Raw genomic sequence first — 17,656 nt, 5'->3', positions numbered from 1 at the left:
TCAGTCCTCCTCGTAGATGGTGGGGATCACGGGCTCGCCGCGCGACAGCTGGGCGGCCGCTCTGGGGAGCTCGGCGCGCGACGCCTCGTGCCGCGCGCGTGCCTCATGGATGTCCTGGTGGTCGACGACCGCACCGGCACGGACGAGGTCGATCATGAGCGGTCGGTCGTTGCCGTCGTCGCGCGGGTGCTCGCCGATGCCGATGACCTCCGCCTGCGCAACGCCGGAGTCGCTGAGCCGGCGCATCGCCCACTTGCGGCCGCCGACCGAGGTCTTGTCCTTGCTCTTCTTCGCCACGCCCTGCATGTGCCCCGACGCGTCCTCGCGCTGGACGAGCTTGTAGACCATCGATGCCGTGGGCGCGCCCGAGCCGGTCACGAGCGCGGTGCCGACGCCGTAGCCGCTGACCGGACCGGCCGCGAGACCGGCGATGGCGTACTCGTCGAGGTCGGACGTCACGATGATGCGTGTGTCGGTGTTGCCGGCCTCGTCGAGCTGGGCGCGGACCTCGGTGGCCTGGATGAGCAGGTCACCGGAGTCGAGCCGGACCGCCCCCAGCTCGGGCCCGGCGATCTCCATCGCGAGCGCGACCGCAGTCCTCACGTCATAGGTGTCGACGAGGAGGGTCGTGCCCTTGCCGAGCGAGTCGACCTGGGCGGTGAAGGCCTCCTTTTCCGAGTCGTACAGGAGGGTGAAGGCGTGGGCGGCGGTGCCTGTCGTCGGGACGCCGTAGCGGCGTCCGGCCTCGAGGTTGCTCGTCGCCTCGAACCCGGCGACGTAGGCGGCGCGCGCGGCGGCGACGGCCGACTCCTCGTGCGTGCGCCGGGACCCCATCTCGATGCACGGCCTGCCCACGGCGGCCGTCGTCATGCGTGAGGCGGCCGACGCGATCGCCGTGTCGTGGTTGAGGATCGACAGGACGAGCGTCTCGAGGATCACGCCCTCCGCGAAGGTCGACTCGACGACGAGGACCGGCGACTGCGGGAAGTAGCACTCGCCTTCCGCGTAGCCGCTGACGTCACCCGAGAAGCGATACCCCTCGAGCCAGTCGACGGTCGCCCGGTCGACGACCTTCTGGTCCGAGAGGAAGCGGAGCTCGTCGTCGCCGAAGCGGAACTGCTCGAGCGCCTCGAGCACCCGGCCCGTCCCTGCGATGACGCCGTAGCGTCGTCCGTCGGGCAGCCGCCGGGCGAACGCCTCGAAGACGCAACGGCGGCGGGCCTCGCCTGAGGCGAGCGCGGCCTGCAGCATCGTCAGCTCGTAGTGGTCGGTCAGCAGCGCCGTGCTCGCGGCGCGGGGGCTCGTCGGGCTCACGAGCCCACCCTAGGCGCGAACGGTCGCCGGGGACGGTCTGCCCCGCGCACCCCGGTGGACCTAGGGTGGCCCTGTGACCGCAGCCACCCTCTCCCTCGCTCCCGTCGAGCAGGAGGTGACCTCCACCGACGAGGTCGTCGCACCCGACGTGCCGTGGGTGACGATCGTCTGGAACGACCCCGTCAACCTCATGACCTACGTGACGTGGGTCTTCGAGACCTACTTCGGCTACGCGCGGGCCAAGGCCGAGAAGCTGATGATGGACGTCCACGTCAAGGGCCGCGCCGTCGTGTCCAACGGTCCGCGCGAGTCCATGGAGCGCGACGCCGAGGCCCTCCAGGGCTACGGCCTCTGGGCCACCTTCGAGAAGGACAGCTGATGGCGCGCGCCTTCCTGCGGGAGCACGGCCGCTACGTCGGTGTCCTCGAGTCGACCGAGCGCCTCGTGCTCCAGGGACTCATGCAGCAGACGCGACTGCTCCTCTCCCCGGAGATCGAGCCGACCGGTGACGCGTTCGACGACCTCGTCGCCTCGATGGGCCTGTCCCTGAGTGCCGCCGACCAGGCGGCTTCCGGTGCGAACGACTCTGCCGCAGAAGCGGACTCGTCATCGTTCGCCGACCGTGACCCCGCGCTGGACCGGCTGCTGCCGACCGCGCACCGTGGCGACGACCAGATCGCGGCCGAGTTCCGCCGGCTCACCGAGGAGGGGTTGCGCCAGCGCAAGAGCGGCAACCTCGACGTCGCGATCGAGTGCGTCGAGCAGGCCGTCGGCGACCGCGTCGTGCTCGACGAGTCGCAGGCGCCGGCGTTCCTCATGGCCCTCACCGACGTCCGCCTCCTGCTCGGCGAGCGCATGGGCATGCGCACCGAGGAGGACGCCGAGGCGCTGCACGCCGCGATGGAGGACATCGACGACGAGGACCCGCTGGGCTATGCCATGGCGTGGTACGACTTCCTCACCTGGCTGCAGGAGACCCTGACCCAGGCGCTCATGGGCACCGACCTCCGCGACGTCGTGACGGCATACGACGATGACGAGGACGACGACGACCTCGAGGACCTCCCCGACGAGGGCGGTCCACGGGACGGCCCGGTGTGACGCATCCGACCCGCGGTCGCCGGGCCGGCGTCGGTGTGGGCACCTAGGCTCGTTGCGTGGACGTCACGATCGTCGGGTGCTCCGGATCCTTCGCCGGGCCGGGCTCGCCCGCCTCGTCCTATCTCGTGCGTGCCGAGCACGAGGGACGCACGTGGAGCATCGTGCTCGACCTCGGCAACGGCGCACTGGGCGCCTTGCAGCGCCACATCCAGCCGTATGCCGTCGACGCCGTCCTGCTCAGCCACCTGCACGTCGACCACTGCATCGACATGTGCGGTCTCTACGTCATGATGCGCTACGTCCCCGGCGGCCCCGGGCGAGCGACGATGCCCGTGTGGGGTCCACCCGGCACCGGCGCGCACCTCGCCCGTGCCTACGGCAGCGGAGAGGCCGAGGACGTCCTCGGCGTCTTCGACTTCCGCGACCTGCGCCACCGCGACCCCGTGACGGTCGGACCGTTCACCATCACCCCGGTCCGCGTGAACCATCCGGTCGAGGCCTACGGCTTCCGCGTGGAGGCAGGTGGCCGAGTCCTGGCCTACACCGGTGACACCGACATCTGCGACGAGCTCGACGAGCTCATGACGGGCGCCCACCTCGTGCTCGCCGACGCGGCGTTCGTCGACGGGCGTGACACCGTGCCCGACATCCACCTGTCGGGCCGTCGCGCGGCCGAGGCGGCCGTGCGAGCCGGGGGAGTGCGGCGCCTCATGCTGACGCACATCCCGGCCTGGAACGACCCCGAGGTGTGCCGCGAGCAGGCCGCGGCGGTGTGGCCGGGCGACGTCGAGCTCGCCCAGGCTGACGCCACCTACTGTCTCTGACGGGACAGTCCCCGACGGTTGCCCGAGGCCGCTGTCGGAGGAGAGCACCCGGGTATGGAACGTCACGGTGCGGTTCGCGACTCGTCACGTGGCGGGTGCGCCGCCCACCACCATGACCGAACCAAGGAGGCACCTTTGCAGCAGCGAACCATCGGATCGAGGAAGGTCAGCGCGATCGGGCTCGGGGGCATGCCCATGTCGATCGAGGGCCGGCCCGACGAGGACCGCTCGATCCGGACCATCCACGCCGCGCTCGACGCCGGCGTCACCCTCATCGACACGGCTGACGCCTACCACCGTGACGCCGACGAGGTGGGGCACAACGAGTCCCTCATCGCCAAGGCCCTGTCGTCGTGGTCGGGCAGCTCGTCGGACGTCCTCGTCGCGACCAAGGGCGGGCACCTGCGCCCCGGCGACGGGTCGTGGACCCTCGACGGGCGCCCGGAGCACCTCAAGGAGGCAGCGAGGGCGTCGCTCCAGCGGCTCGGCGGCGATGCCATCGGGCTCTACCAGTTCCACCGTCCCGACCCCGACGTGCCCTACGCCGAGTCGGTCGGTGCAATCCGCGACCTGCTCGACGAGGGCGTCATCGAGATGGCCGGCATCTCGAACGCGAACCCCGACCAGATCCGCGAGGCGCAGGAGGTGCTCGGTGGCCGGCTCGTGTCGGTGCAGAACCAGTTCTCGCCGGCCTTCCGCAGCAGTCGGGCCGAGCTCGACCTGTGCGCCGAGCTCGGCATCGCCTTCCTGCCGTGGAGCCCGCTCGGCGGCATCAGCAAGGCCGGGGACCTCGGCAGCCGGCACGACGCCTTCGCAGAGGTGGCGAGGTCGCACGACGTGAGCCCGCAGCGGGTGGCGCTCGCGTGGGAGCTCGCGCTCGCGCCCGTGGTCGTGCCGATCCCCGGCGCCTCGCGTCCGGAGAGCATCGAGGACTCGGTGCAGGCGCTCGACCTCGAGCTGTCCGCCGACGAGGTGGCGCGGCTCTCCGCCGAGACCGTCGACTGACGAGCCGCCGGAGGCACTGTGGGACGGGTCCTTACGCTTCGCGAACGAGGCGTCCGGGCCCGTCCCCACCCCGCGATTGAGGCCTAACGTGGAGTCATGGCTAGCCTCGAGGGCATGACTGACCGACATGACGGCCGTGCCCCCGACCAGACGCGCGAGGTGCGGATCACCCGCAACTGGCTCGACCACGCGGAAGGCAGCGTCCTCATCGAGTTCGGGCGCACGCGCGTGCTGTGCGCCGCGTCCTTCACCGAGGGCGTGCCGCGCTGGCTCAAGGGCAAGGGCACCGGCTGGGTCACCGCCGAGTACGCCATGCTGCCCCGGGCGACCAACACCCGCTCCGACCGCGAGAGCGTCAAGGGCCGCATCGGCGGCCGCACCCACGAGATCAGCCGGCTCATCGGCCGCAGCCTGCGAGCCGTCATCGACACCAAGGCCCTGGGCGAGAACACCATCGTCCTCGACTGCGACGTGCTGCAGGCCGACGGCGGCACCCGAACGGCCGCCATCACCGGCGCCTTCGTGGCCCTCGCCGACGCGATCGAGCACGCCCGCTCGCAGGGCCTCATCGGCAAGAAGGCCCAGCCCCTCACCGGCTCGGTCGCCGCCATCTCCGTCGGCATCGTCGGGGGCCGCGCCGTCCTCGACCTCGACTACCCGGAGGACTCGACGGCCGAGACCGACATGAACGTCGTCATGACCGGTGACGGCCGCTTCATCGAGGTCCAGGGCACCGCGGAGGGTGAGCCGTTCGACCGCGACCTCCTCGGCCAGCTGCTCGACCTCGCGACGAAGGGCTGCGCCGACCTGACCGACCGCCAGCAGGCCGCGCTGTCGGCGTCGGTCCCGACGTCGACTCGAGCGTCGCAGGAGACCACGGACGGCGGGGTGGTCGCGTGACGAAGGTCGTCCTCGCCACCCGCAACAGCAACAAGGTCGAGGAGCTGCGAGAGATCCTCGCCGACGTCAGCGCGGACCTCGGGCTCGAGATCATCGGCCTCGACGGCTACCCCGAGGCGCCCGACGTCGTCGAGGACGGCGTGACGTTCGAGCAGAACGCGATCCTCAAGGCCGCGTCCGCTGCCCACGTCACGGGACTGCCCGCCCTGGCCGACGACTCGGGTCTGGCCGTCGACGTGCTCGGAGGTGCCCCCGGCATCTTCAGCGCCCGGTGGTCCGGGGGCGGGGGCGACCGGGCCAACCTCGAGCTGCTCCTCGCGCAGCTCGGCGACGTCCGCGACGAGCACCGCGCCGCGGCGTTCGTCTGCGCCGCCGCGATCGTCCTGCCCGACGGGCGGTCGGCGGCCGAGCTGGGACGCTTCCCCGGCACGGTGGCCCGTGAGGCCAGGGGCACGGGAGGCTTCGGCTACGACCCCATCTTCGTCCCATCCGACCAGTCGCTCGGCAACGAACGCACACTGGCGGAGTACGACGCGGACGAGAAGAACCAGGTCTCGCACCGGGCACTCGCCTTCCGCGCACTCGTGCCACACCTGAAGGAGCACCTGAGGCCATGACCACGACCAGCCCGGCCACCCGTCCTGGGACCGCCCCGCAGCAGCCGGTTCGTCCGCTGTGGTGGGGGGCCCTCGACGGGGTGGTGGCCGGGCTGCTCACGGTCGGGCTCGCGACGCTCGCGGCGTCAGTGCTCACGGCCGTGGGCCAGTCCTCGGGACAGCCGGCGCCGATCGCGGCGGTCGGGGGAGCCTTCATCGACCGGACGCCGCCGTGGCTCAAGGACTTCGCCGTCACGACGTTCGGCACCAACGACAAGCGGGCCCTGCTCGTCGGGACCGTCCTCATGCTGGCGCTGGCGTGTGCCGCCATCGGCGTCCTGGCCAGCCGTCGTCTCGTCGCGGGGCTCGTCGTCTTCGCCGTCGTCGGCCTCGTCGGGGCGGCAGCGGTGCTCAGCCGCCCAGGTGCGGGCCCGGCGGACGTCCTGCCGACGATCCTCGGCACCGCCGCCGGCCTGTGGTTCCTCAGTCGCGCCGCGACACCGTCGACAAGCGCATCGGGCGCCCCCAACCCCGGCCGGCGCTGGCTCATCGGGGGAGCGGTCGGTGCGGTGGCGGCATACGCCGGCAGTCTGCTCGGGGGCGGCTCCGCGGCAGCGACGGTGTCGCGTGACGCCCTGAAGAGCACTCCGCTCAAGGGCACGAAGCTGGCCATCCCCGCCGGCGCCGACCTGAGGCTGCCGGGCCTGACCCCCTACATCGTCCCGAACGCCGACTTCTACCGCATCGACACCGCCATCGTCGTCCCACGCATCGACGCCAACGAGTGGAAGCTCAAGGTCACCGGCATGGTCGACCGTGAGGTCGAGATCGACTGGAAGACGTTGCAGGGCAAGCAGATGCAGGAGGCGCTCGTCACGCTGACCTGCGTCTCCAACGAGGTCGGCGGCGACCTCGTCGGCAACGCCGTGTGGACCGGGTGGCCGGTGCGCGAGCTCCTCGCCATGGCCGGGCCCAAGGCAGGCGCCGACATGGTGCTGCAGACGAGCATCGACGGCTTCACCGCCTCGACACCTCTCGGCGCCCTCACCGACGACCGCAACGCCCTGCTCGCGATCCGGATGAACGGCGAGCCGTTGCCCTTCGAGCACGGCTTCCCCGTCCGGGTCGTCGTGCCCGGGCTCTACGGCTACGTCTCGGCCACCAAGTGGGTGACCGAGCTCAAGGTCACGACGTATGCCGCCGACGTGGCCTACTGGACGCCACGCGGATGGTCGGCGACCGGGCCGATCAAGACCGCGTCGCGCATCGACGTCCCGCAGGCCGGTGCCGTCGTCAAGGCGGGTACCGTCGCCGTCGCCGGGGTCGCGTGGGCGCAGCACACGGGCATCTCCAAGGTGGAGGTGCAGGTCGACCAGCAGCCGTGGACCGAGGCGCGCCTCGCCGCGGACGCGAGCATCGACACGTGGCGGCAGTGGGTCTACGAGTGGGACGCGACTCCCGGCAGCCACGACGTCCGCGTGCGTGCCTACGACGCCAAGGGCCAGGTGCAGTCCCCGCTCGAGGCGCCGCCCGCCCCTGACGGCGCCACCGGCATCCACGTCGTCAACGTCAGGGTGGAGTGACGTCCGAGGGTTCGTCGGCTGCGGCGGCCGCGGCGGAGCCCACGACGGCGTCCGCCTCGATCTCGACGAGCAGGTCGGGGTCGATGAGAGCGGTGACCTGGACCATGGTCGACGCGGGCCGCACGTCGGCAAAGACCTCGCCGTGCGCCCGGCCGACCGCCTCCCAGTCGCGGATGTCGGTGACGAACATCCGCGTCCGCACGACGTCGGCGGGTGACGCGCCGCACGTGGCGAGCGCCTCGACGACGATCTCCAGCGCCACACGCGCCTGCTCGTAGGCGTCACCCGCTGCGACGACCCTGCCCTCGCGGATCGCGGTGGTTCCGGCCACGTGGACGGTGTCGCCGACGCGGACGGCTCGTGAGTAGCCGACGACGCCCTCCCAGGCGCTGCCCGTCCCGACGTTCTGCCTCATGGCCGCAGGCTAGTCGTGCCCGGGGAGACGGGGCCGGGGTTCAGCGCTTCGCGCGCGAGCCCGCCGGGACGGGACAGCTCCGGCCGGCCGCGGTGGCGCTGGTCACCGACTCCGCGGGCAGGAGGAACCAGTGCCGGTCGAGGCACACGACCCGCACGTGCTCGACAGGGCCCGCGGTGCTCTCGAGCACGGCTCTGTCCGTCACCTCGGCCACGGCGCCGCACTCCGGGCACGTCGTCGTGTCGAGCGCTGGTCCGCTCGTGCCGTTCGGTTCGTCCACGAGACACCTCCTGCTGCACGTTTCGTCGAGAACCTCTCCAGGTCGGAGCCGGAGGCGCGGGCCGTGATACGCCGGGGTGGCAACTACAGTGGGGGCGCGCACCCCGCGAGCGGACGTGGTGGAACTGGTAGACACGCAGGATTTAGGTTCCTGTGCCCTAGGTGTGCGGGTTCGAGTCCCGCCGTCCGCACCCGGCAGCACCCGGCAGCACCCGGCAACACCGCCCGGCCACGGCCGGAACGGGTACGAGCCCGCTGGACGAGACGACGAAGGAGCAGATCGTGACCGCACGACTAGAGCCGGGACAGCAGGCGCCCGCCTTCAGCCTGACCGACGACGCCGGCCAGACCGTCAGCCTCGCTGACTTCGCCGGCCGCAAGGTCATCGTCTACTTCTACCCGGCCGCCATGACCCCCGGTTGCACCAAGCAGGCCTGTGACTTCAGCGAGTCGCTCGACTCGCTGAAGAAGGACGGCTACGAGGTCGTCGGGATCTCCAAGGACAAGCCGGCCAAGCTGGCGAAGTTCCGCGAGCGCGACCACCTGACCATCCCGCTGCTCAGCGACGAGGACCTCGCGGTCCACACGGCATACGGCGCCTGGGGAGAGAAGAAGCTCTACGGCAAGACCGTCGAGGGCGTCATCCGGTCCACCTTCGTCGTCGACGAGGAGGGCAAGGTGAGCCACGCCTTCTACAACGTCAAGGCGACCGGCCACGTGGCCAAGCTCCGTCGCGACCTCGGCATCGCCGACTAGAGTCCGCACCTCCCCGAAAGGAAAACCAGATGAGCGACACCGCACGCATCGAGCAGGACATCCAGGCCGCCCGCGCGCGCCTCGAGGGCACCGTCAACGAGCTGGCCTACCGCGCCCAGCCCCAGGTCATCGCCCAACGGCAGCTCCAGGGCCTCAGGCTCCGTCTCGATGCGGCGACGCACACCGAGGACGGCGAGCTGCGCGTCGAGCGCGTCGCCGCCGTCGTCGCGGCCGTGGTCGTCGTCGTGGTCGCCGTCGGCCTGCTCCGCCGCCGCCGCTGAGCCGGACTGCACCACCTGACTGCTCACCTCACGCGACCACCATGGCGAAGAAGGAGTCCGCGTCGGCGGCCGAGCTGCTGCCCATCCGGATGCTGCACGACCGCGTCCTCGTCTCGCTCGAGACGGAGGGCGAGCGGCGCTCCGGCGGGGGCATCCTCATCCCCTCGACGGCCTCCGTCGGAAAGCGCCTCGCCTGGGCCGAGGTCGTCGCCACCGGCCCCACCGTGCGCCAGGTGCAGCTCGGCGACCGCGTGCTCTTCGACCCCGAGGAGCGCGCGGAGGTGGAGCTGCAGGGCAAGGGCTACGTGCTGCTGCGCGAACGCGACATCCACGCCGTCGCCGCCCAGCGCGTCGAGGACGGGCAGACCGGGCTCTACCTCTGAGGTCCGCGGCTGGCGTGCGCCGGTAGGTGCGCGACTGCCGGCGAACGAGAAGACCCCCGTCCGGAGTGATCCGAACGGGGGTCTTGAAGTGCGCCGCCAGGGACTCGAACCCCGAACCCAGTGATTAAGAGTCACTTGCTCTGCCAATTGAGCTAGCGGCGCAACGAGGGGAAACGTTAGCAGCCGCCCCGCGTCGGGACAAAATCGGCCGTCGCGGCCCGTCCGGAGTCAGGCCCTGGGGTCTCGCGGGGCACCGGATCGCCGCTCGGCAGAGCGGATTCGGGTGCCCTGCCGCTGAGGCGCCGAGCGCGTGGGCGGGACTACGAGGTGGCGCTCGCGGTCGACAGGAGGGTCAGCGCGAGGCTGAGCACGATGACGCCGATGATGACGCCGACCGTGATCCGCTGGGCCTTCTTGTTCCCCATGAGCATGGGTCCATTGTGCGGCATGCCGCAGGCCGAGGCCGCACTGAGAGCGGTCGCACCGGACCTGGACACGACCGTGGCCCGGTGCCCCTCACGAGGGGCACCGGGCCACGGGATCGTCCTGCCGAGCAGGACCATGGGGTGAGTGACGGGACTTGAACCCGCGGCCACCTGGACCACAACCAGGTGCTCTACCAGCTGAGCTACACCCACCATGCACAACACGAGCCGGGCCCGAGGGCTCGGCGCCGTGTCACGGCGTCGACAATGCTACAGGCTCTCGCGAGGTGCTCGTGACCACCCCGACGGACGGCATACGCCCTCCGTGGTCGTATGCCGTCAGGCGGGGTCGGCGGCTCCGTGCTCGATGACGTGGGGCGTCGCCAGAGCCTTCGCGGTGGCGCTGTCGGGGCCCGGCTGCGGGACGAAGACGGCCTGGCGGTAGTAGCGCAGCTCGGCGATCGACTCGCGGATGTCGGCCAGGGCCCGGTGGCCGCCGGACTTCTTGGGCGCGTTGAAGTAGACGCGGGGATACCAGCGGCGCGACAGCTCCTTGATCGAGCTGACATCGATGATCCGGTAGTGCAGGTAGGACTCGAGCACGGGCATGTCCCGCGAGAGGAACCCCCTGTCGGTGGCCACGGTGTTGCCACCGAGCGGGGCCTTGCGCGGCTCGGGGACGAACGTGCGGACGTAGTCGAGGACGATGTGCTCGGCCTCCTGCAGCGTCACGCCCGAGTCGAGCTCGTTGATGAGGCCGGAGGTGGTGTGCATGTCACGGACGAAGTCGTCCATCTGCTCGAGGGCCTCGGCCGGTGGCTTGACGACGACGTCGATGCCGTCGCCGAGCTGGTTGAGCTCGAAGTCCGTGACGAGGGCAGCCACCTCCACCAGGGCGTCGGACTTCAGGGACAGGCCCGTCATCTCGCAGTCGATCCAGATGATCCGGTCGGCGATGGCTCGGTGGTTGGTGTCGCTCACCGCTCCACAATAGAGGCTGAGGGCGACCGGACCCCTCGCGTCGCGCGGGCGTGCGTCCGGGTGCGGGGGAGCGTCGCTGCACTAGCCTGCCCTCATGACTTCAGGGGACGTGACGACACCAGGGCCGGGCGCAAGCCCGGGCGGGCCGACGCAGCAATGGAGTTCGGTGCGCAACCCGACCCGGCGACCGATGCTTCGCACGGCGCTGACGATCGGCGTCGCGGCCTCCCTCTTCCTCGTGTGCCTGCTCATCCTGCTCGGCATCCTCGGGGAGCGGCTGACGACGCAGACGCTCACCACGTCCGTCCTGATGGCGGTCATCCCGCTCTTCGTCATCGTGCCGACGTTCCTCTGGCTCGACCGCTACGAGGCCGAGCCGGTGCGCTACATCGTCTTCGCCTTCTTGTGGGGAGCCCTGGTCGCCGTCGTCGGCGCCTTCTTCCTCAACACGTTCGGGCTCAAGCTCCTCGTCGAGGCGCGGTGGAGCGACCCGCTCGAGACGGGCGCGGTCTACCTGGCGCCGATCACCGAGGAGACCCTCAAGGGACTCGGCATCCTGCTCATCTACCTGTTCCGTCGCCGCGAGTTCGACGGCATCATCGACGGCATCGTCTACGCCGGCCTCATCGGGGCGGGCTTCGCGTTCAGCGAGAACATCCTCTACCTCGGGCAGGCCTACAACGAGTACGGCAGCGAGGGGCTCACGTCGACGTTCCTCGTCCGCGGGCTCATGGGCCCCTTCGGGCACCCGCTCTTCACCTCGCTCACCGGCATCGGCATCGGCATCGCCGTGACCGCGCGGCGGCCGGTCGTGCGCGTCGTGGCGATCCTCACCGGATGGGTGTGCGCGATGCTGCTCCACGGCGCCTGGAACCTCTCGGCCCTGGCCGGCATGGACGGCTTCTTCGCGGCGTACGTGACCTACCAGGTGCCGCTCTTCCTCGCCTTCATCGGATTCCTCGTCTGGCTCCGTCGTCGTGAGGGTCGCCTCATCGGGCGGTACCTGTCGCCGTATGCGGACGCCGGGTGGCTCACCCACGCCGAGGTCGCGATGCTCTCCAACCTCCGGCTGCGCCGCGCGGCGCGGGCCTGGGCCGGGCAGAACGGTGGCCGCCCGGCGAGGCGCTCGATGGACGCGTTCCAGGACAGCGCCAGCGACCTCGCGCTGCTGCGATCCCGGCTGGTCCACGGGACGGCCGAGGACGGGGCCTCGGAACGGGAGATGGTCCTGCTCGAGGCGATCACGGCCCATCGTCGTGGCTTCGTCGGCTCGCCCGTGACCTGACCGGCCGTCCCGGCCCGGGGTGCCTATCATTGGACGGCCCCGGTTGGGGCGACGGCCCCTGTAGCTCAGCGGATAGAGCAAGAGCCTTCTAATCTCTTGGTCGCAGGTTCGAGTCCTGCCGGGGGCGCCGTTCTCGTTCGGCCCCGGGGCGTGGCCGGTCGAAACCCCCGCGACGCCGCGGCGTCTGCTGCCATCATGGGAACCGTCAGCCGCACGAGCGCACTCGTCCCTCCAGGCTCCGCCGCCGCGTGCCCCTGACGGGAGGGGCGGCGGTCAGATGACGGGTCGGACCACGGGAACGAGCCGGGTCCCCATCATCGGCTGGCTGCGCACCTATGACCGCAGCTGGTTGCGTGGCGACCTCATCGCCGGGGTGACCGTGCTCGCGCTGGTCGTCCCCAAGAACCTCGGCTATGCCGGCATCGCCGGGATCCCGCTGCAGAACGGCTTGTATGCCGCGGCGGCCGGCGCGATCCTCTACGCGATCTTCGGCACGAGCCGGCAGATCTCCGTCGGGCCGAGCTCCGGACTGGCGGCCGTGGCCGCGAGCGCCGTCCTCGCCGCCGGCATCGTCGACGAGAAGGCCGTCGCGTCGTTCGTCGCCGGGATCACGCTCGCATCGGGACTGCTGTACCTGGTCGTCGCGGTGCTCCGGATGGGGTGGATCGCGCAGTTCCTCTCGCGCGCCGTCGTCACCGGCTTCCTCTTCGGGGCTGCGCTCGACGTCGTCATCGGTGAGCTGCCCAAGCTCACCGGCACGACGGTCTCGGGCAGCAACCCGATCCAGGAGCTGTGGTCGTGGCTGACGACCCTCGGAGCAGCGCACGGCACGACGGTCGTGGTCGGCCTCCTCTCGCTCGCCGTCGTCTTCGGGTTGCGGGTCGTCGCGCCGCAGGTGCCGGGGGCTCTCGTGTTGGTGGTCGGCGGCCTGCTGGCCTCGTGGCTGCTGGGTCTCGGCGACCGCGGCGTGGCACTCGTCGGAGACGTGCCGCGAGGCCTGCCGACCGTCGTCGTGCCCGACCTGACCCTGATGTGGGACCACGTCGGAGTCGGGGCCGTCGCTGCGTTCGCGCTCGTGCTCATCGGCTTCTCACAGACCGCCGGCGACGCCCGTGCCTTCGCCGCCAGGCACCGCTACCAGATCGACGTCGACCAGGAGTCGGTGGCTCAGGGAGTCGCCAATGCGGGGGCCGGACTCCTCCAGGGGATGCCGGTCTCGACGAGCCTGTCGGCAAGCTCGCTCAACGACCACTCCGGGGCCAGGTCGGGGCTGGCCTCACTCACCACCGGGTTCGGCGTCCTGCTGACCCTGCTCCTGCTGGCGCCGCTCTTCTCCGGCCTGCCGAAGCCCGTGCTCGCCGCGATCATCATCGAGGCCGTCGTCATGGGCATGATGGACCTCCCGGAGATGAGGCGGCTCCTCCGGGTCAAGCGGTTCGACTTCGGGGTGGCGCTCGCCGCCCTGCTGGGTGCCCTCGTCTTCGGCGTGCTGGCCGGTGTCCTCATCGGCGTGGCGCTCTCGATCTTCTGGCTCGTCAAGGTCTCGACGAGGCCGCACATCCCGACCCTCGCGCGCGAGCCCGGCACCGACGTCTACCGCGACCTCAGCGACCACCCGGACGGCGAGGTCGTGCCCGGCATCGCGGTGATCCGGATGGACGGCGGCCTCTTCTTCGCCACCTCCGACGCCCTCGAGGACCGGATCAGGGAGGTGATCCACTCGGAGCCGGGGGTCTTCGGCATCGTGCTCGACTGCGGCGGCATCGACTTCGTCGACTCCCAGGGGTCGGCCAAGATGGGCGACGTGCTCGACCTCGCCCACGACTCGGCCGTCGTGCTGCGTCTGGCCCGGCTCAAGGCCTCCGTGCGGGCCACGCTCGAGGTCGACGGGGTGCTGGATCGACTCGGAGCCGACCACGTCCACGGCAACATCTCCCGGGCCGTGCAGGCCGAGCTGCGCGAACGCGCGCAACCACCGGCCGCTCGACCCGACGCGCTGCCCGACCCGTGAGGGGCAGGAACGTCTCGGTTTGGTCTGTTCCGGCTGACAGGAGAAGATGGCCCGCGTGGCGGCTGACTCCGGAGACAACGAGCGGCTCCTCTCGATGGTGCAGGCCCTGCGTTCGACCGTCTCGGACACCTCGTTCCCCCTCGACCTGCCCAGCGCCGCGACCGCCCGGCTCGAGCGCACCCGCCTCCTGAACCAGCTCGACGACTACGTCGTCCCGCGGCTGACGTCTCTCGACGCGCCCCTGCTCGCGGTCGTCGGCGGGTCGACGGGCGCGGGCAAGTCGACCCTCGTCAACTCCGTCGTCGGACGCGAGGTGACGCTGCCCGGCGTGCTGCGGCCGACGACGCGCTCGCCGGTGCTCATCCACCACCCGTCCGACGCTGCGTGGTTCTCCGGATCGCGCGTCCTGCCGGGTCTGGCCCGCATCACCGGCAGACACTCGTCGTCCGACGGTCCGGGCGCGGTGCGTCTCGTCTCGACCGACGAGGTCGCCGCCGGTCTGGCCCTGATCGACGCCCCGGACATCGACAGCGTGGTCGAGACGAACCGCGACCTCGCGACGCAGCTGCTCTCCGCCGCCGACCTCTGGGTGTTCGTCACGACGGCAGCGCGCTACGCCGACGCGGTGCCGTGGCAGCTGCTGCGCGAGGCGTCCGAGCGCGGCACGGCCGTGGCCGTCGTCCTCGACCGGGTGCCTCCGAAAGCCGTCGACGAGATCCGCACGCACTTCGCGTCCATGTTGCGTGAGCAGGGCCTCGACCAGGCGCCGATCTTCACGGTGGTCGAGTCCGAGCTCGCGGACGGGCTCCTGCCCCCCGAGCAGACCGCTCGCCTGCGCGGCTGGCTCGCGGCGCTCGCGGGCGACGCCCAGGCACGGGCCGACGTCGTGCGGCAGACACTCCAGGGTGCCCTCGTCTCCCTGGACGCCAGGACCCAGGCGCTGGCCGAGGCCTCGAAGGAGCAGACCGCAGCGGGCCAGGCACTCGTGGCCGCAGCCGCGGCGTCCTACGACGAGGCGAGGCGCCACGTGCACGAGGGGATGCTCGACGGCACGCTCCTGCGCGGTGAGGTGCTGGCCCGGTGGCAGGAGTTCGTCGGCACCGGTGAGTTCTTCCGTCAGGTCGAGTCGACCGTCTCCCGGGTCCGGGACCGCTTCACGTCCCTCCTCAAGGGTGAGCCGGCGCGTGCCGATGACCTCGGGGAGGCGCTCCAGTCCGGGGTCGAGTCGCTCGTCGTCAACCGCGCCGAGCTGGCCGCGAGCTCGATCGCGCGGGTCTGGCGCACCCTGCCGGGCGGCGACCAGCTGCTCACGGCCGACCCGACGCTCGGGCGTTCCGGCACCGACGTCGACCGGCGCATCCAGCGCCTCGTGCGCGACTGGCAGGGCGACATCCTCCAGATGGTCCGCGACGAGGGTCGGGACCGTCGCACGACCGCACGGATCATGGCCTACGGCGTGAACGGGCTCGGTGTCGTCCTCATGCTCGTGACGTTCGCGAGCACCGCCGGCATCACCGGGGCCGAGGTCGGCATCGCCGGAGGCACCGCCGTCGTCGGTCAGAAGCTGCTCGAGGCCGTGTTCGGCGACCAGGCCGTTCGAGAGCTGGCCCGGAAGGCGCGCGAACAGCTGACCGGTCGCGTCGACGAGCTGTATGCCGCCGAGCTCGCCCGCTACCAAGGAGCTGTCACGACATTGCAGGTCGACACCGACCAGACCGAGCGCCTGACCACGGCTGCCGCAGCCGTGAGGGGCGCGCGATGAGCCCGATCAGGATGGGACGTGCCACCGTGCGGGCGGTCTCGGCCGCCGAGCTCGGCACCCGCACCACCGAGCTGTCGTTGGCGCTCGTGTCGGGCGCTGACGAGCTCGACCCCTCCGGAGTCGCGGTCGCGCGGAGGGTCGTCGACAAGGCCGTCGAGCGTTCCGGGATCGGCGGCGACCACACGGTCGTGGCCCTCGCGGGGGCCACGGGCAGCGGCAAGTCCTCACTCTTCAACGCCCTCGTCGGGGCCGACGTCGCGACCATCGGCGCGCGCCGACCGACGACGTCGCGCCCGACCGCCGGTGTGTGGGGTGACCCCGACGCGTCCGAGCTGCTGGACTGGCTCGGCGTCGCCGCCCGCCACGTCGTCGACACCGCCTCCGGTCCGGGGAAGGGCGCCGCCGATGCGGTGGCCGCGCCGACACAGGTCGTGGGATCGCTCGATGGGATGGTGCTGCTCGACCTGCCCGACTTCGACTCGCGCGAGCTCGACCACCGCCGGGAGGCGGAGCGGGTGCTCGAGCTCGTCGACGTCTTCGTCTGGGTGACCGATCCCCAGAAGTACGCCGACGCCCGACTCCACGACGAGTTCGTCAGTCTGCTCTCACAGCACGACGCCGTCACCCTGGCGGTGCTCAACCAGTCGGACCGGCTGACAGCCGAGGCGGCGAAGACCGTCACCGGAGACCTTGCGAAGCTGCTCGTCGCCGACGGCGTGGCCGACGCCAAGGTCCTCGCGACGTCGACCGTCACCGGCCAAGGCATACCTGAGTTCACGCAGCGTCTGGCCAATGCCGTTGCGGGACATGCAGCTTCGCGCCAGCGCCTGAAGGCGGACATCATCGGTGCTGCAACGAGGCTGCGGTCCGGGGTCGCCGACTCCGAGGTCGAGGTGGCCGAGGTGCCCCGTGACGAGCTGGATGCCTCGCTGGCCCGTGCAGCCGGAGTCCCGATCGTGCTGGATGCCGTCGAGCGCGACTACCGTCGGGAGGCGTTCGCGCACACCGGCTGGCTGTTCGCCCGCTGGACCAAGGGCTTCGCCGCCGACCCGCTCCGCCGACTGCGCCTCGACCGCACCGGCGGCCGGCCACCCATCCCCGTGGAGATCGAGGGAGCCGACGTGCGGGCCCTGCTCGGGCGGTCGTCGATTCCGGCGCCGACCGTCTCGACCGTGTCGGCCGTCGACCTCGCCACCCGTCACTTCGTGCGCGAGGCGTCTTACGGTCTGCCGGTGCGTTGGGCCCAGGCCACAGAGGACGCTGTCGACCGTGGCGACGGCGCCCTGACCGACGCGCTCGACCGAGCCGTCATCGGCACGTCCTTGCGCGCGCGGCGCCCGGTCTGGTGGTTCGTGGTCAACGTCCTGCAGTGGGCGTTCGGCGTCGTGGCCCTCGCCGGGCTGATCTGGTATGCCGTCCTGTGGGCCTCCGCGTTCTTGCAGCTCCCGCATCCCGAGACCCCGTCGGTCGGCATCCTGCCGCTGCCGCTCGTCCTGGTCGTCGTCGGTGTCCTCGTTGGCATCGGGCTCGGGATCCTGTCGCGGTGGTGGGCGCGCGTCGGTGCCCGTCACCGCAGGACCGTCGTGGGGAAGCGTCTCACCGAGTCCGTGGCGCTCGTGACCGACGAGCACATCCTCGTCCCGGTCGACGAGGTCCTCGCGCGTCACCGCGAGACCCGCGAGCACCTCGAGGCCGCGACCGGCTGACGCCTGCCGAACGAGGCCTGGGGGGAGCGAGGGAGGCGGAGCGGTCCGC

The 17,656-nt window shown here is 71.3% G+C and carries 18 protein-coding genes and 4 tRNA genes; 16 read left to right on the top strand and 6 right to left on the bottom strand.

The genetic code is table 11. From position 1 onward, the window contains the following. The gene (locus AB4030_RS17015) at positions 1-1,314 is read right to left on the bottom strand and encodes a nicotinate phosphoribosyltransferase (protein WP_442280385.1); all 1,314 of its coding nucleotides are present in this window, start codon (positions 1,312-1,314) and stop codon (positions 1-3) included. Positions 1,315-1,387: 73 nt separating this feature from the next. Here AB4030_RS17015 and clpS point away from each other — a divergent pair, with 73 nt between their 5' ends. From clpS to AB4030_RS16980, 7 genes are all read left to right on the top strand, one after another. After that, positions 1,388-1,693 (top strand): ATP-dependent Clp protease adapter ClpS, encoded by a 306-nt coding sequence (gene clpS / locus AB4030_RS17010; RefSeq protein WP_344255443.1) that lies wholly within the window; start codon positions 1,388-1,390, stop codon positions 1,691-1,693. Then, positions 1,693-2,415, top strand: coding sequence for a DUF2017 domain-containing protein (locus AB4030_RS17005; RefSeq protein ID WP_442280384.1), 723 nt, complete (start codon positions 1,693-1,695; stop codon positions 2,413-2,415). The genes clpS and AB4030_RS17005 overlap by 1 nt, the downstream gene beginning before the upstream one ends. A 56-nt stretch (positions 2,416-2,471) precedes the next feature. Continuing rightward, positions 2,472-3,239, top strand: a complete 768-nt coding sequence (locus AB4030_RS17000) for an MBL fold metallo-hydrolase (protein WP_442280383.1) — start codon at positions 2,472-2,474, stop codon at positions 3,237-3,239. Positions 3,240-3,374: 135 nt separating this feature from the next. Further along, complete coding sequence (locus tag AB4030_RS16995; protein ID WP_442280382.1) at positions 3,375-4,244, top strand: aldo/keto reductase; 870 nt, start codon at positions 3,375-3,377, stop codon at positions 4,242-4,244. Between the two features lie 114 nt (positions 4,245-4,358). Further along, positions 4,359-5,144, top strand: a complete 786-nt coding sequence (rph, locus tag AB4030_RS16990; RefSeq protein ID WP_442280381.1) for a ribonuclease PH — start codon at positions 4,359-4,361, stop codon at positions 5,142-5,144. Then, on the top strand, positions 5,141-5,761 hold the full coding sequence (rdgB, locus tag AB4030_RS16985; RefSeq protein WP_442280380.1) for an RdgB/HAM1 family non-canonical purine NTP pyrophosphatase: 621 nt from the start codon (positions 5,141-5,143) through the stop codon (positions 5,759-5,761). Before rph ends, rdgB begins: the two co-directional genes overlap by 4 nt. Beyond that, positions 5,758-7,323, top strand: coding sequence for a molybdopterin-dependent oxidoreductase (locus tag AB4030_RS16980; protein ID WP_442280379.1), 1,566 nt, complete (start codon positions 5,758-5,760; stop codon positions 7,321-7,323). Before rdgB ends, AB4030_RS16980 begins: the two co-directional genes overlap by 4 nt. On the opposite strand, the gene AB4030_RS16975 is transcribed toward AB4030_RS16980, so the two are convergent. Both AB4030_RS16975 and AB4030_RS16970 read right to left on the bottom strand, forming a co-directional pair. After that, positions 7,310-7,738: a RidA family protein gene (locus AB4030_RS16975; protein ID WP_442280378.1), complete on the bottom strand. Its 429-nt coding sequence runs from the start codon at positions 7,736-7,738 to the stop codon at positions 7,310-7,312. The genes AB4030_RS16980 and AB4030_RS16975 overlap by 14 nt on opposite strands. A 40-nt stretch (positions 7,739-7,778) precedes the next feature. Beyond that, a complete protein-coding gene (locus tag AB4030_RS16970; RefSeq protein WP_442280377.1) occupies positions 7,779-8,018 on the bottom strand; it encodes a hypothetical protein in 240 nt (79 codons plus the stop codon). Positions 8,019-8,127: 109 nt separating this feature from the next. Between AB4030_RS16970 and AB4030_RS16965 the strand changes: the two genes are divergently transcribed. The 4 genes from AB4030_RS16965 (at position 8,128) to AB4030_RS16950 (ending at position 9,437) form a co-directional block, all read left to right on the top strand. Beyond that, positions 8,128-8,208: transfer RNA gene (locus tag AB4030_RS16965), tRNA-Leu, on the top strand. A 91-nt stretch (positions 8,209-8,299) separates the two neighbouring features. After that, positions 8,300-8,773, top strand: coding sequence for a thioredoxin-dependent thiol peroxidase (bcp, locus tag AB4030_RS16960; RefSeq protein ID WP_442280376.1), 474 nt, complete (start codon positions 8,300-8,302; stop codon positions 8,771-8,773). A 29-nt stretch (positions 8,774-8,802) separates the two neighbouring features. Beyond that, entirely contained in the window at positions 8,803-9,054 is a 252-nt protein-coding gene (locus tag AB4030_RS16955) for a DUF3618 domain-containing protein (RefSeq protein ID WP_442280375.1), read from the top strand. A 41-nt stretch (positions 9,055-9,095) separates the two neighbouring features. Continuing rightward, positions 9,096-9,437, top strand: a complete 342-nt coding sequence (locus AB4030_RS16950) for a GroES family chaperonin (RefSeq protein ID WP_442280374.1) — start codon at positions 9,096-9,098, stop codon at positions 9,435-9,437. Between the two features lie 89 nt (positions 9,438-9,526). Here the strand turns inward: AB4030_RS16950 and AB4030_RS16945 are convergent. The 3 genes from AB4030_RS16945 to orn all read right to left on the bottom strand — a co-directional run bounded on the left by AB4030_RS16945 (position 9,527) and on the right by orn (position 10,843). Beyond that, positions 9,527-9,599 (bottom strand) — tRNA-Lys (locus AB4030_RS16945). Between the two features lie 400 nt (positions 9,600-9,999). Next, positions 10,000-10,075, bottom strand: a tRNA-His gene (locus AB4030_RS16940). Positions 10,076-10,201: 126 nt separating this feature from the next. Continuing rightward, on the bottom strand, positions 10,202-10,843 hold the full coding sequence (gene orn, locus AB4030_RS16935) for an oligoribonuclease (protein ID WP_442280373.1): 642 nt from the start codon (positions 10,841-10,843) through the stop codon (positions 10,202-10,204). A 94-nt stretch (positions 10,844-10,937) separates the two neighbouring features. Here orn and AB4030_RS16930 point away from each other — a divergent pair, with 94 nt between their 5' ends. From AB4030_RS16930 to AB4030_RS16910, 5 genes are all read left to right on the top strand, one after another. Then, positions 10,938-12,128 (top strand): PrsW family intramembrane metalloprotease, encoded by a 1,191-nt coding sequence (locus tag AB4030_RS16930; protein ID WP_442280372.1) that lies wholly within the window; start codon positions 10,938-10,940, stop codon positions 12,126-12,128. A 54-nt stretch (positions 12,129-12,182) separates the two neighbouring features. Beyond that, positions 12,183-12,255, top strand: a tRNA-Arg gene (locus AB4030_RS16925). A 150-nt stretch (positions 12,256-12,405) separates the two neighbouring features. Continuing rightward, complete coding sequence (locus AB4030_RS16920) at positions 12,406-14,139, top strand: SulP family inorganic anion transporter (protein ID WP_442280371.1); 1,734 nt, start codon at positions 12,406-12,408, stop codon at positions 14,137-14,139. A gap of 94 nt (positions 14,140-14,233) precedes the next feature. Further along, positions 14,234-15,901, top strand: coding sequence for a dynamin family protein (locus AB4030_RS16915; protein WP_442280401.1), 1,668 nt, complete (start codon positions 14,234-14,236; stop codon positions 15,899-15,901). After that, positions 15,898-17,607 carry a GTPase gene (locus AB4030_RS16910; RefSeq protein WP_442280370.1) on the top strand — a complete coding sequence of 570 codons (1,710 nt, stop codon included), beginning with the start codon at positions 15,898-15,900 and terminating at the stop codon, positions 17,605-17,607. Before AB4030_RS16915 ends, AB4030_RS16910 begins: the two co-directional genes overlap by 4 nt. Positions 17,608-17,656 lie beyond the last annotated feature (49 nt).

It is taken from the genome of Terrabacter sp. 2YAF2 (assembly GCF_052114705.1).
GTDB lineage: Bacteria > Actinomycetota > Actinomycetes > Actinomycetales > Dermatophilaceae > Terrabacter.
Note: the sequence above shows the minus strand (reverse complement) of the source record. Positions and strands in the feature narration are given on the sequence as shown.

Bases quoted from the DNA above. Each gene is read 5' to 3' on its own strand.
- AB4030_RS16915 (WP_442280401.1), top strand. From the start codon at position 14,234: ATGGTGCAGGCCCTGCGTTCGACCGTCTCGGACACCTCGTTCCCCCTC.
- AB4030_RS17005 (WP_442280384.1), top strand. From the start codon at position 1,693: ATGGCGCGCGCCTTCCTGCGGGAGCACGGCCGCTACGTCGGTGTCCTC.
- AB4030_RS16980 (WP_442280379.1), top strand. From the start codon at position 5,758: ATGACCACGACCAGCCCGGCCACCCGTCCTGGGACCGCCCCGCAGCAG.
- AB4030_RS16955 (WP_442280375.1), top strand. From the start codon at position 8,803: ATGAGCGACACCGCACGCATCGAGCAGGACATCCAGGCCGCCCGCGCG.
- AB4030_RS16975 (WP_442280378.1), bottom strand. From the start codon at position 7,738: ATGAGGCAGAACGTCGGGACGGGCAGCGCCTGGGAGGGCGTCGTCGGC.
- AB4030_RS16910 (WP_442280370.1), top strand. From the start codon at position 15,898: ATGAGCCCGATCAGGATGGGACGTGCCACCGTGCGGGCGGTCTCGGCC.
- AB4030_RS16920 (WP_442280371.1), top strand. From the start codon at position 12,406: ATGACGGGTCGGACCACGGGAACGAGCCGGGTCCCCATCATCGGCTGG.
- AB4030_RS16930 (WP_442280372.1), top strand. From the start codon at position 10,938: ATGACTTCAGGGGACGTGACGACACCAGGGCCGGGCGCAAGCCCGGGC.
- AB4030_RS16950 (WP_442280374.1), top strand. From the start codon at position 9,096: ATGGCGAAGAAGGAGTCCGCGTCGGCGGCCGAGCTGCTGCCCATCCGG.
- rph (WP_442280381.1), top strand. From the start codon at position 4,359: ATGACTGACCGACATGACGGCCGTGCCCCCGACCAGACGCGCGAGGTG.